Source organism: Candidatus Zixiibacteriota bacterium (assembly GCA_040753495.1).
In the GTDB taxonomy this organism is placed as follows: Bacteria; Zixibacteria; MSB-5A5; order GN15; family PGXB01; genus DYGG01.
The window spans coordinates 1-13,490 of record JBFMEF010000044.1 but is presented as its reverse complement, the minus strand read 5'-3'; the positions used below and the strand labels follow the sequence as shown (position 1 = coordinate 13,490).

The following is a 13,490-nucleotide window of genomic DNA, read 5'->3' as shown; positions in this document are numbered from 1 at the left end:
CTGACCACCATTTCGGGGGGACTAATGCCGCTCGGGATGGGGCTGGCGGGGGTAATTGCCGATATGACCGGACAGAGAATACCGCTGATTTTCACGGTGAGCGGTGTTCTGGTATTGCTGACAGTGGCGGCGCTCATACGGTCGAAAGAATTCAGGATATTCATTGCCTTCGAAAAAGAAGAAACATTAATACAAGATAGATAATGACCAATTAGAGGAGTTTATGGAGAAATCGATTTCAAGACAGATTGCCGAGTTTGCGGTCAGGCTTAAATACGAGGAGCTTCCCCGTGAAGTACTTGACGAAGCCAAGCGATATCTGTACGACTCTGTCGGGTGCGCCTACGGCGCTTATCATACTAAAGATGTCAATATCATGCGGGACGTCTACCGGGAAATGGGGGGAAAAGAAGAAGCGACACTTTTTGCTTTCGGGGACAGGATGCCGGCGGTCAACGCCACCCTGGTGAACTCTCTGATGATACGGGCGCTCGATTTCAACGATATCTACTGGAAAGAAGACCCCTCGCATCCCTCGGATATAATTCCGGCGGCGCTAACTGTTGGCGAAATGGTTGGGGCATCAATGAAAGAGGTCATTGTCGGCATCGTGTTAGCCTATGAGTTTGAGCAGAGGCTCTGCGAGTTTGCCGTACCGGGGGTACGGGAAAGGAAATGGCATCATGCAACTTTGACACAGTTTGTTTCTCCGGTAGTGGCAGGGAAACTTCTCGGTCTTACGGTGGACCAGATGGTGCATGCCATTGGAATTAACGGCTCGCATAACCATACTATCGGGTGCCCCACCGCGGGACAGTTAACGATGATGAAGAACACGGTTGACCCGATGGCGGTGCAGAGCGGCGTTTTTGCGGCGCTGATGGCGAAAAGAGGATATACCGGCACGGAGAAGGTCTTCGAAGGGAAGGAAGGGCTGATGGATGTCTTCGGTCCTGCCTGGGCGGTGGAAAAGCTTACCGGCGGACTCGGTGAGAGATATAAAATTCTGGAATGCAGTATGAAGGCGTTTCCAACCGAGGCGCTGACGCATACCCATATCACCGCAACGTTGAAAGCGGTACGGAATAATAATATCAACTATGACCAGATTGAAAGCGTGACCGTGACAACTATCGCGCGGGCTTGTGATATCCTTTTTGACCCGCATAAGTATCGCCCGGAATCGCGCGAGACGGCCGATCACTCTCTCCCCTATTGTATCGCCGCCGCTTTAGTTGACAAACAGATAACGACGCAGTCATTCTCGGAAGAGAAACTGAAAGATAAACGAATCTGGGAGGTTATCGACAAAATCAAAGGAGAGGCATCGGTGGAATTCGAGAAGATGTTTCCGGCGAAGCAACCCTCGCGAGTAGTAGTGAGAACCAAAGACGGGCGGGAGTACGCGGAATATCTGGAGTATCCCAAGGGTGACCCGCGTGAACCGATGACGATGGATGACCTGCAGGCAAAATTCAATGCCCTCTCTTCAAAATTGATGGACTCCAGAAGGCAGAAACAGATTCAAGAGATGATTTTCTCCTGCGAGAATTATACAGCCCGCGATTTCATGAAGGGACTGGTGATTTAGAGCATACAAGTTTTTCAGTTCTGTAAATGCCGGACTTAATTTGTACGAAGTGGTACAGATTATGTCCGGTTTTTTTATTTATCTCCTCTGTTACTCTATAGCGCTTGACAGAAAAGGGAAAGTTTTGTACTGTCGTATTTGTGAAATAAATCACTAAGAATTACTTTATGAGACTCAGGAGGAGACAGGTGTTAGCAACAAGGAAAGAACCCAAATTCGGGCTGAGATTAGGAGTGACGCTGGCAATCGTGCTGATATTGCCGTTGTCAATTTTGGCACAGGGAGAGCCGAAGACCGGCGACCATGCTTTGGGGACAATTCCGTATGACAAGTATGATACCCCCGAATACTGCGGAGCATCGTGCCACACTGATTTCTATCAGCAGTGGCGGCAGGCGATGATGTCGCAGGCATATACGCATCACTGGGACGAAATCGAATATTTTAAACTGGCCGTTCCTCACGCTGAAAAGGACTCGATAGTATCCGGCGTCAAAGCCGGCTGCAACGGATGCCATGCGCCGATCTCGTTTTTGGCCGGGGATGTTCCACCGCCGCGGCCGGAAGCTAAAAGCCGCGCCAATGAATCGGTGTCGTGCGACCTCTGTCACACCGTGATTGGACACAGCGGCGACACCCCCTACAATTTCAATTTTATCGCTTCACCGGGGAACAAAAAGTACGGTCCGCGCGACCAGGGGGATTCGCCGGCGCATGAAATGGTAAAATCAGACTTTCTGGCAAAGGCGGAATTCTGCGGTGTCTGTCACAATGAAATGAGCCCTTACGGTGTCTGGGTAAAATCGACGCATCTGGAATGGAAGGAAGGTCCCTATGCGGCCGAGGGAGTCCCCTGCCATAAATGTCATATGACCTACGCGCCGATGGCGACAGCGTCAATGGGGACAAATTACCCGGATGCCCGGCAGCATCTGTTCCACGGGGCCCACGACCCGGGAAAAGTGCGGGGAACAGTCGAACTGAGGATTCATCCTGATATTCGAGAGGCGCAGCCGGGCGAGACGGTCAAGCTGACGTGCGCTCTTTTCAATCAGAAAACCGGTCATAAGTTTCCCACCGGCTCGGTGGAAGACCGAATTCTCTGGCTTCATGTGGAAGCCAAAGATGCCGCCGGAAATGTTTATCATCTGAAAGTTGACCCAAAAGGTTTCGATGGCGAGGAATATACGATAGCGTCCGATGCGCTGGCATATCAGGATATGGGAATTGCTCTGAACGACCCGAATTTCGCGGGAGTGTCGCGCGACGGCGTGCCGGTCGGCGACCGAATCTTCCGGATGCCTTATTTTGATCCCCAGGGAAGGATGACTATCCAGCAGTGGAACACCAAGTCACTGGGGGTCGATTATCGACTGGGACCGCGGGAGACGAAACTGGAGACTTTCACGTTCGCTCTTCCGATAGAGGCGGCGCCGGGCGAAATGACGATAACGGCGACGCTTAATTATCAAAAGCTGGTAAAACCGGTGGCCGATTTTCTGGAAGTCCCTGACGAGGAAGAAGAAATAATGGTAGTCAATTCTCATTCAACCGTAATCAACGTACTGCCGTGAGGGAGGAGATAATGCGTAAACTTACACTGGGAAGCCTGCTGCTTTTCACGTTTATAATTCTGTCGCTGACAATTCTAATGCCACCTGACGAAGCCCAGGCGATACCGGCTTTCGCCCGGAAGTACAGTATGTCGTGCACGACCTGCCATGCGCCGTACCCGCGGCTGAAGGAGTACGGCGATGAATTTGCGGGGAATGGATTTGTGCTCAAAGACAAAGATGCGCCGCGCTACTTTGTGGAAACCGGCGACCAAAAACTATCGTTGATTCGGGAACTGCCCTTTGCGGTTCGTCTGGAAGGTTATACCTCTTACATTAGCGCCTCCAACCGGAATCTTGACTTCACCTCTCCTTATATCGCCAAACTGCTTTCCGGGGGGACGCTGGCGAAAGATATCTCCTACTATTTCTATTTCTTCTTCAGCGAGCGAGGCGACGCCACGGTCGGCATTGAAGATGCGTTTGTCATGTTCAACAATCTCTTCAACAGCGAACTTGACTTTTATATCGGGCAGTTCCAAATTTCCGACCCGCTTTTCAAGCGGGAGTTGCGGTTGACTTACGAGGATTACCAGGTATACAAGTTTCGGCCGGGATCATCGCTTATCAACCTGGCGTACGACCGGGGAATAATGATGACTTACGGTTTTGCCTCGGGTACTGATGTCGTCCTGGAAGTGCTTAACGGCAACGGGCTGAACGCCGCCGACGAGATGCATCTCTACGACAACGACAAATACAAAAATCTGTTCGGCCGAGTATCGCAGAATATGGGAGAGTATCTGCGGGTCGGCGGAATCGGATTTTATGGCAAAGAGAAGCAGGAGGCGGTCAATGAAGTCACCATGTTCGGGGGGGATGCCACTATTGCTTATGGACCGCTGGAATTGAATCTTCAATATCTCGACCGGAAAGACACCGACCCGGATATGACTGGAACCGATATAGATTTGAAAACCCGGGGAGGAATGGCGGAATTAATTGTCAATCCACATGGCGACCGAAGCGACTGGTATCTGGTGGCGCTTTACAATCAGATCGATTCCGACCGTCAGGACCTGAAATATCAGACTCTTACGGGACATATCGGATACCTTCTGAGAACCAATGTTCGTCTGACCGGTGAGGTCAGTTATGATATCGAGAATGAAGAAAGCCGGGTGGTCCTGGGAATAATCACCGCTTTCTAATAAAGAGTCAGCGCTAAAAGAAAAGGCGGCATCGGAGCCGCCTTTTTCTTGGGGGACGCTTTCTAACTTTACATTATAATAACCAGCTTGCCCATCTGATTGCCATAAGGGGATTCTACCACCCAGTAATATATACCGGAAACTACCGCCTGGGTATTGCGGGTGATTAAATCCCAGTCGGCGACCATACTTTGTGGAGAACCGGGGGCTTTGTCATGGTCGATTTCGCGCACCAGGTCGCCATCCAGGGAGAAAATGCGGATTTTGCACTTGGGGGGCAGGTTGGCAAAATGTATCCGCCGCACGCGGTCATCGGGATAATCCTCCAATCCCCTTCCTTCAAAGCCGCCCCCTTCCACTCTGCGATAGTTGGCGTCAAGACGGTACGGATTGGGGAAAACTACCACTTTTAAACCTTCAGATTCTATTATGGCGCTGTTGTTGAGAGCATATTCCGCCACCATATTAAGCGACGGGGAGCTCTCGAGCGATGCCAGCCCGCCGCTGGGGGAGCCGAAGTCGAAAGCGGTAACGGAAACATAGTACAGCTGTGACGGCAGCAGGTTGCGAATAGTATATTCATACTCAAAATATTTGAAGAGCGAATCTTCCACCAGGGCATCAGGGCAGTATTTCTTGGCCGAGTCCGGATGGAGCGAACAGGGAAACGGTTCATCAGGATAGATTTTATGAATCATCATGGTGTCGCGCAGTTCTGTCATATTCCAGTCTTTCCGCGTGAAGAAGAAAACCGAGTCGCCCCACCGGAAGGGATAATCGCGAGAATAAGCCAGTGGGTCAAAGTTGTCGCCATATAGTTTCTGCAGGGAATCGAGGGTATAAGGGATATCCTTCACAACAAATTTGCTCAGCCGCCACTCCCAGATATGCTTGTCATAATCTTCGAGGTCATAGGATGCCTGCAGGACAAAATCGCTTCCGCGTGAGGAGAGCGACTGGTAAACCCGATACCCTTCAAAGTCGATAATGCCGGAGAAGACGTCTTCAGTGGTTTCAGTGCCGAGTTCATGGCCATTCCAGCGAATGCGCAGCTGACCGCGATTGAATTCATCGACGCTGGGATAAACCCTGAGACGAGGCGCCGGCGGCGGAGTGGCTCCGCGAAAATCAGGGATGCCATCACCTTCATAGTATGAAATGTCGGCAAACTTTATCCAGCCATCTTCAATGATAACGGTGTCGGCGGATATCTTGGCTACGCCAGAGCCGACAATCGGCTTCCCCAGCGTGTCTGGAATGGAATCGTAAACACAAACCCGGTATTTCCCTTTATAGCCATTACCGTCGGTATCGTACCCCGGATTATCATAAATCCAGGATGCCCAGAGGGAATTAAGGCCGAAATCCTGAAAATTAAGCTTGTTGTAGAAGGCCTCGGGAAAGTACGGGTCGAAAGTGTTCTTGAAGGCGTTGCAATCAACGTGAAAATCTTCGCCGGCAACATAGGCAAAACTTATCGGCAGCACCTCACCCGGGTCAATATTAAAAGGGCCGAAAGAAAGCAGATAGCGGGTATCGAACCCATCGGCAAAATCGGGCGCCCCCTCTGGAGGGGGGAGCCATCCTTCACCGGTATTGTTACGAGCAGAAAACAACTGGTCGTAATCGAATTCCTCGTGGCGCATGATATAATATTTGACCCGGTCGCCTTCGGGGGTACCAAGATGGGCGCCGAAAGGGCGAAAGGGGTCTTCGGGTGTGCCGGCCAGGCGAGGTCCAAAATCCTTCGCGGGGTCGCCGTTGGAAATCCACCAATTGAAGGAATATTTAAGCGAATCAGACGGGGTGCGTATTACCCGAATTCCGGTAACAGAGGTGGGATATCTTACCGGGTCATACGGGCAGGGGTCATTGTCGTACTGCTTGCCATCATTGTCGGCAATAAAGGCTATATTGATGGTGTCGGTGAAACCGCATCCAAAAGGCGAGGGGATGTCGCGGCGGAAACCGCAGATATCATCCTGATACCCGTCGGAGCCGCCCGGTGTATTGGTAACATCGCCATCGACATAAAATCCCATATAGACACCGCGGAGTGTCTTATCGCCGATGTTCTTGATGTCGTAGTCAAACAGGACAAAATCTTCGGCATATTCATAACTCCAGGCATAGGAGCGCTGCGTGATTTCGGCATGAAGCGGCATATGGGGACGATTATCGATTGGATCGGAATCAACCAGAAGAGGATTAGTCAGGGTATCGGTATAAATGGCGACAAAATCCTGCTCAGAGACAGCATCCTGGTCATTGGGGTTGGTAATAGTTCGATGGATAATCCTGCCACGGGGATAAGGGTCGGGGTATAATTCTTCCGTTCCTCCCCAGCCGTCGGCGCCGACCGAAACCAGGGTATCGCGGCCCACCACGGCGCCAATCCAGAAAGCTCCCGCGAAAAGGTAGTTGAGAATTCCGGGAAACGGGTAAATGCAGGAAGGCGCCGGACCGCCATCAATCGGATTAGAAACTCCCGGAATATAGCCGTTGCCGAAATGTCCCTGGTTGGATACGGTTAAACCGATCTTGCCGATATTGTGCACCCCGACAGTGATATAGGGCTCACTGGCGGTGATTTTTTCGACCCTTTGAAGTTTGGAGGTTTTGTCAAAGAGGGCGCGACTTAATGTCGGCGATGAAAACGCCATGACGGCGATAAGGAAATAGAGAGGAATTTTCACATTCATAGATTGCCGGTCGTTACATTATTTAAGACGACAGAGGTACCAGTTCTGCAAAATTATTAAAGCATCACTATTGAATAAATTTACACCAATTCTTCCTCCGGCGCAAGCCCGATATATGGTCGGAGTGGATAAAAAACGCCGGCGGTCAGCCCGCCGGCGATTACCCTGCCATCGTCTTTTTTGCTCAACCGGGTTGCCGGAGAGCCAGTTTGGGGCGGGATATCAGAATCCTGCGGCTAACTGCAGACTTAAAACATCGGCAATCCCCCGGTCATTTATGCGGTATTCGGCGCGGGCTTCGGCCTGTTTGCCGACAACCGCCACGCGTGAGCCAAGATTCCCTATCAGAAAGTTGCCATCTCCTCTTTTTCAAGGGGAATAATCTCTTCCGCTTTTGGGGCGGCAGAGACCGATTCCATCGCCTTGCGACCTCGCGGCGCCGAAGGAGTCGCTTTTTTACTGGTCGCCAGGGCATGAATTCTCTCTTTGAGGTCGGCGCCGCGCTCGGCAAAGCCGTGGTGAGCCGGCGACGGTTTCGATTGCCGATGCAAAGCAGCTGTCTCGGACCGATAGTTGTTGAGTCCCTCGCTCTTGCCCCCGACAATGGCTTTAAGTTGTCCCACTATTTCCTGCATCTGCTGCGCCTGAGCCGCCAGCTCTTCGCTTGCGGAAGAAGATTCCTCGGCATTAGCGGCAACCTGCTGGGTGACCTGGTCCATTTGCGCCACGGCGGTATTTATCTGATTTATTCCCTGCGCCTGCTCTTCGGATGCCGCTGAAACCTCACCAACCAGCCCGGTCACTTTCTTGACGCCGGCGGTGATTTCGGCCAGAATAGATTTCAGTTCCTCGGTGGCGCGGACGCCATTCTCAGAATTCTTCTGCGAGCCTTCAATAAGGGCGGCGGTGTTTTTGGCGGCTTCAGCGGACCGCTGCGCCAGATTACGGACCTCCTCGGCAACTACGGCGAATCCTTTTCCGGCTTCGCCGGCGCGAGCCGCTTCTACCGCAGCATTCAGCGCCAGAAGATTGGTCTGGAAGGCAATTTCATCGATTACCTTTATTATTTTGGCGGTTTCATCGGATGATTTCTTGATTTCCTCGATAGCGCGCGACATCCCCTCCATCGCCCGTACCCCTTTATCGGCGGCGGCGCTGGCGTCACTGGCGAGAGCATTGGCCTGCTTGGCGTTGTCGGCATTCTGCTTGGTCATGCTCGACATCTCTTCCAGCGAGGAAGAGGTCTCCTCAAGGGAGGATGCCTGCTCCGAGGCGCCTTCGGCGAGCGACTGGCTGGCGCTGGCAACCTGCTCGGAGGCGGAACCGACCTGTTCGGAGCCTTCACTGAGGCGAGCGATTACATACTTAACAGGGCGAGTAATTGACAGCGACAGAAGAATGCCTAAGCTCAGAGCAAGAAGGGTTCCCAGGGCCACGCTAATTATTGAAGCCGTCTTATAGCCGGAAGCTTTAGTTCGGCTCTCCTTGTCAATCGCTTCTTCACATTTTTGTACTGTCTTTCTTATTTCGTCAAGCAAGGCACGAACATCGCCGAGGCTCTGTTCGGTATGTTCAAGGAAATACGTGACGGCAGCATCCTTGCCCTCTGCCCCGCGGCGGAGGTACTTTTCAATTTCCAAGGCGGATTGATGCAGCAGCCTATGGGGCTCTTCTATCTGCGCGAGCAGAGGCCTGATTTCCAGAATCAAACTTTCCGTTTCCCGGCGCTTCTCGCTATAATACCACTTGCCGAATCCGCATTTATGCTCATCCTTCTCCACCTCTAAACTGGTTATGTTGTCATTGAGGGTAAATTCAGAAGCTTTCATTGCCCATTTGAGATGGTCGACTTCTCTTTGAGTAAGTTCTTGCCTGACGGCTTTGAATGCCGTTATCCGGTCGAACAACTCTCCGGTTTGGTTGACTCCTGTCCACCCAATAATGCCCACAATAAATGTCAAGACTGCTACTATGACAAATCCCCCTATGAGCTTGAAACTCAGACTAAATCCTTTCATTACAGACCTCCCAATTGAAGTTAATTCTCAAGCTTTAAGCACTAGTCTTCAAAATCAGTAAGAATTCTTTGATTGATTGTATTGGCAGATGTTCCTCCCTATGATGTATTCTCTACAGATGACATTTGCTATCTGGTCTACTTGGTTATCAGGTATCTATGTGTCGGAAAAGTTAAAGGAGATGTGTGAAAGCGGCTTGACCCAAGGAGAATGCAGTGGTAAGGAAGAATACCCAAGCAGTAATCTAAATGTCGATATTGCATCCATCGTGGTCGCCATTGCTCTAAAAACTACATTGTCGCAAGTTCGTGACTCGGGGTTACTGCCTTCATATGGTCCAGAAATTAAAAAGCATTAAAGCATATCACCCGGTCGATATCGAGCAGAAGTTTGACCGCCCCTTTGACTTTGCCGATACCGAGAATGAAATCGGTATTAATCTGAGCGCCGAACTCCGGGGCATCCTGAATCTCTTCCGCGCCGATATCAAGAACTTCCGAGACGGCGTCAACGAGCAGCCCCATCAGAATCGAATCGCCGCTGGAGGCGACATCGACTACTATAATGCATGATTCATCGGTGTCGGCGGCGCTATCCATGCCGAATTTCTGGCGCAGGTTAAGCACCGAAATGACTTTGCCCCGCAAGTTAATAACTCCCCGCACATACGAGGGGGTGCGAGGGACGGCGGTAATTGACATCAAGCCGATTATCTCGCGGACTTTGAGTATCTCCAAACCGTACTCCTCCGCGCCGAGTTTGAAGGTGAGATACTTGCCCGCCCGTTGCCGGGATATTGCTCCCGATGAAGGTACAATAGCAGAATCGCCTGTCATTCTAAGCCTCCCTTTCAATATGACCGGTTTAACTAAAATGAGAATAATTCCGATGGCGGTCTGAAATCAGCCCTCATGGAATTCTCATCTACCTTATCCTCTCTCTTCGGAGGGGATGGCACTTTATTGAGGCTTTTTTTGTCCATTATTGTATGGTGGGGGCGGAACTGTTCTTGAATTGCACAGCGAAGAATAGATGGACGATAATATTTGATTTATCTCTTGTAAGTAAGAACGGCGCAGATGGTTACCTGTTATCTATCATTGAGATAGAAGTATTTCTTGATAGAGCGAATCACTGGGCATTTGCGATGAATCAAAGCTTATAGCAACCGCAACTATTACGAAGTGGGTCGAATTGGTACTATTCAATCAATCTGGATATTGAGGGCGCGTATCATACGTTTGAGATTGGAACGGTCTAACCCTAGCAGGCGGGCGGCTTCACTGACATTATTGTTGGTTTCCGCGAGGGCTTCGATGACACACTGGCGCTTGAATTCCCGCATGCGACGAGCCAGGTCGCGCCGCGTCAGTTTTGAGTCCTCCTCCGGCGTCCGGCTTCGGGTCATATAAGAGCGGACATCGGCTTCCATAATGATATCAGAGTCAGTCAAGACCATAAGAGATTCGACCGTGTCCAGAAGCTGGCGGACATTGCCGGGCCAATCGAACTCCATGAAAGCGGCGATAGCGGAGCGGTCAAAGATTTTGTAATTGAGGTCATCATTCATCACCAGCCGGTCGCGAAACCGTTCGACCAGAAGCGGGATATCTTCCTTTCTTTCGCGCAGAGGAGGAAGATTAATCATAACGCCGCGCAGTCGGTAATAGAGGTCTTCGCGGAAATGATTGGTGGCAATCAGGCTCTCCAAATTGCGGTGGGTGGCGCAGATAAGGCGGATATTGGTCTTCTTGGGAATCGGCGAGCCGACCGTCTGAAATTGACCGGTCTCCAGGACCCGCAAAAGTTTTCCCTGAGTCACCAGGTCAAGGTCGCCGATTTCATCAAGAAAGACAGTGCCGCCATCGGCATATTCGAATAAGCCCAAGGTAGTTTCGACGGCCCCGGTAAAAGCCCCCCGGGTATGCCCGAAGAGTTCCGATTCAATTATATCGGGCGATTTATAATTGCAACTGAAGGGGACAAAGCGCGCCTCGCGCCGTCCGCTGTTATAATGTATCGCCTGCGCCACCAGTTCCTTGCCGGAGCCGGTTTCACCAAGTATGACCACTTTCTTATCGCAGGCAGCCACTTTGCTGATAAGGCGATAGACCTGCTGCATTACCGCCGAGCGCCCGACCATACCGTACAGCTGCTCGGCAGTCTGCACGATAGCCCCTCCCCCCCGCTTCAATATATATCCCTCGTAACCGTTGCGGACAGCGCGCATCAACTTGACTATCGGTTCTCCTTTTTCGATATAATCGAACGGCCTCTCTTTTTCATCAATCTCTTCTTCATCATATTCGCCGGGATAGCCGGTATGAAATACCACCGAGATATCGGAATTGATAGCGCGAATCTGACGGGCGGCGGCGATGCCATCCATCCCCGGCATTTTGATATCCATCACCACTACTGCGATATCGCCATCGTCAGTGAGATATTGAAGCGCCTGCTCACCAGATGACGCCAGAAGAACGCTGTATTCTTTGCGGAACAGCTCCTTGAGCATACTGAGCACGGCCGCATCGTCATCTACCAGAAGTATCTTCAAACTGTCATCATTCTGCTCTAACATATCCTACCTCGCCAGAACTAAATCGATGGTCAGGATGGTGCCAATGCCGGCGCGGCTGGAGACGGTAAGGCTGCCGCCATACAGTTCCACCACCTTTTTGGACGTAGCCAACCCTAACCCGGTTCCTCGATTCGGTTTCGTTGAGAAAAACGCTTCAAATATACGAGAAATATCCTTTTCGTCAATACCGACGCCGTTGTCTTCGAAAGTGAGGCGGCACAATTTCTCCATTCTGGAGGCGCGAATGGTCAAAGTGGGGTTATCGCGTCCTTCCAGGGCATCCAGACCGTTGATAAATATGTTATTGAACGCCATAAAGAGCTGGCGGCGGTTGGATATCACCTCCAGGCAATCGGAGCAGTTAGCCATCACCCGCACATTCTGTTCCCCGACTCTAATCTGATTGGAACTGATGACCTCATCCAGGACCGCCCGCACATTGACTTCTTCCGGATACCGCTCCGTATCGAGCTTGGTGTATCTGGAGATTAGAGCGGTAATATCGATGGCGCGACTGATGGCTTCATCGGCGATGCTATAGTAGTTGTACAGATGTCCCCGTTCGACCAGATTTTCGCAAATCAATTTCTTAAGAAGGCTGAGCGAGCCGCGGGCGGGAAAGAGGGCATTGCGGATTTCGTGCGCAAAGCCGCCAGCAATCTGTTTTGCCTGACTGACCTTCTCGGCATTGATTCGGGCGATTTCCCGCTCCGCCACCGATTTCTGAATGGCGCTGGTGAAGATTTCACCGGTAATCCGCAGAAGAGCCATGATCTCTTGGGGCCATTCTTGTTCTCTGGAGAAGGTAGCGAGGGCGAGGGCGCCCACCAGTTCCCGCTGAAAGGTGCAAGGGACAATGACCATAGATTTAACGCCGTGGGCAAGCAAGGCATCTTTTTCCGTAGCGGCATCATCCGGCAGCGCCGACATTCTCGGGATATGAATGGTTTCGCCGCGAAGCGCCCGCTCTAATCCCCAGCGAAAACTCTCCAGCGGGAAGAGACGTTTTACTTCGGGCGGATTTTCTACCTGTGGCGATATCCAGATATGCGCAATAGAAAGCTCGGTCCGCGTATCGTCTATCAGGAAAAGGAGGCTGACATCGACCTCAGTAAAATTGCCAATTTTCTCCAGCGCCAGGTTGATACCGGCGTCAATTTCCGCACTCGGCATATTGACGAAATTGGAAGAAATGCCGGTGATTAGAGTCTCGAACTCGAGACGGTACTTAAGAGCCTGTTCGGCCAGTCGCCGCTCAGTGATATCTTCCGTATGCACCATAATGCTGTCGGGTGGAACGAAGGCGTAATTGACCGATAAAAATTTGTTCAGATTGGTGGTCAGATAATGGTATTCCATTTCCCGGTGGAGTGATCTTCCGGTCTTGATACAGCGGTCAAAGTCAATTTTGAATTGGGGCATATGGGCATACATAACCGATAGCTTCTGTCCTACAAACTTTGCAATACCGCCCTGGGTGATATCGGCCGCGGCATCGTTGTAATCGGTCAGGACATAATCGCTATCGATTTTTTGCCAGGTATAAGTAGGCAGGGGAATATTTTTGAACTGCGCCCGGAAACGCTCTTCACTGGTGCGCAGGGCGGCTTCTGCCACCTTGCGGTCATGAATATCGAGCAAAACCACGTGAGTCGCCGGAAATCCATCAAATATCACTCCCTGTGAGTAAACTTCATACCAGCGGTATTCCTGTCCCCGGGTAAGGATGCGCAGTTCATAGCGATTGGGGGAACCGGGGCTATCAACATGGGTGGCGAAACTGCGGAGGGCTCGCTCCAGGTCATCGGGATATATCAATGATTTAATGGTTTCG

General features: G+C 51.2%; 9 protein-coding genes. 4 read left to right on the top strand and 5 right to left on the bottom strand.

From position 1 onward, the window contains the following. The 4 genes from AB1690_02660 to AB1690_02645 form a co-directional block, all read left to right on the top strand. The coding region (locus AB1690_02660; GenBank protein ID MEW6014205.1) for a hypothetical protein at positions 1 to 204 on the top strand (204 nt) is incomplete at its 5' end. A 19-nt stretch (positions 205 to 223) separates the two neighbouring features. Then, complete coding sequence (locus AB1690_02655; GenBank protein ID MEW6014204.1) at positions 224 to 1,591, top strand: MmgE/PrpD family protein; 1,368 nt, start codon at positions 224 to 226, stop codon at positions 1,589 to 1,591. Between the two features lie 188 nt (positions 1,592 to 1,779). Then, entirely contained in the window at positions 1,780 to 3,165 is a 1,386-nt protein-coding gene (locus tag AB1690_02650; protein MEW6014203.1) for a multiheme c-type cytochrome, read from the top strand. 11 nt (positions 3,166 to 3,176) lie between these two features. Next, entirely contained in the window at positions 3,177 to 4,355 is a 1,179-nt protein-coding gene (locus AB1690_02645) for a hypothetical protein (GenBank protein MEW6014202.1), read from the top strand. Between the two features lie 68 nt (positions 4,356 to 4,423). Here the strand turns inward: AB1690_02645 and AB1690_02640 are convergent, their stop codons facing one another. From AB1690_02640 to AB1690_02620, 5 genes are all read right to left on the bottom strand, one after another. Further along, complete coding sequence (locus tag AB1690_02640; protein ID MEW6014201.1) at positions 4,424 to 7,057, bottom strand: hypothetical protein; 2,634 nt, start codon at positions 7,055 to 7,057, stop codon at positions 4,424 to 4,426. Between the two features lie 344 nt (positions 7,058 to 7,401). Then, on the bottom strand, positions 7,402 to 9,075 hold the full coding sequence (locus AB1690_02635; protein ID MEW6014200.1) for a methyl-accepting chemotaxis protein: 1,674 nt from the start codon (positions 9,073 to 9,075) through the stop codon (positions 7,402 to 7,404). Positions 9,076 to 9,419: 344 nt separating this feature from the next. Further along, the gene (locus tag AB1690_02630) at positions 9,420 to 9,911 is read right to left on the bottom strand and encodes a chemotaxis protein CheW (protein ID MEW6014199.1); all 492 of its coding nucleotides are present in this window, start codon (positions 9,909 to 9,911) and stop codon (positions 9,420 to 9,422) included. Between the two features lie 368 nt (positions 9,912 to 10,279). Then, positions 10,280 to 11,656 (bottom strand): sigma-54 dependent transcriptional regulator, encoded by a 1,377-nt coding sequence (locus tag AB1690_02625; protein ID MEW6014198.1) that lies wholly within the window; start codon positions 11,654 to 11,656, stop codon positions 10,280 to 10,282. A 3-nt stretch (positions 11,657 to 11,659) separates the two neighbouring features. After that, on the bottom strand, positions 11,660 to 13,490 hold a 1,831-nt coding region (locus AB1690_02620), incomplete at its 5' end, for an ATP-binding protein (GenBank protein MEW6014197.1).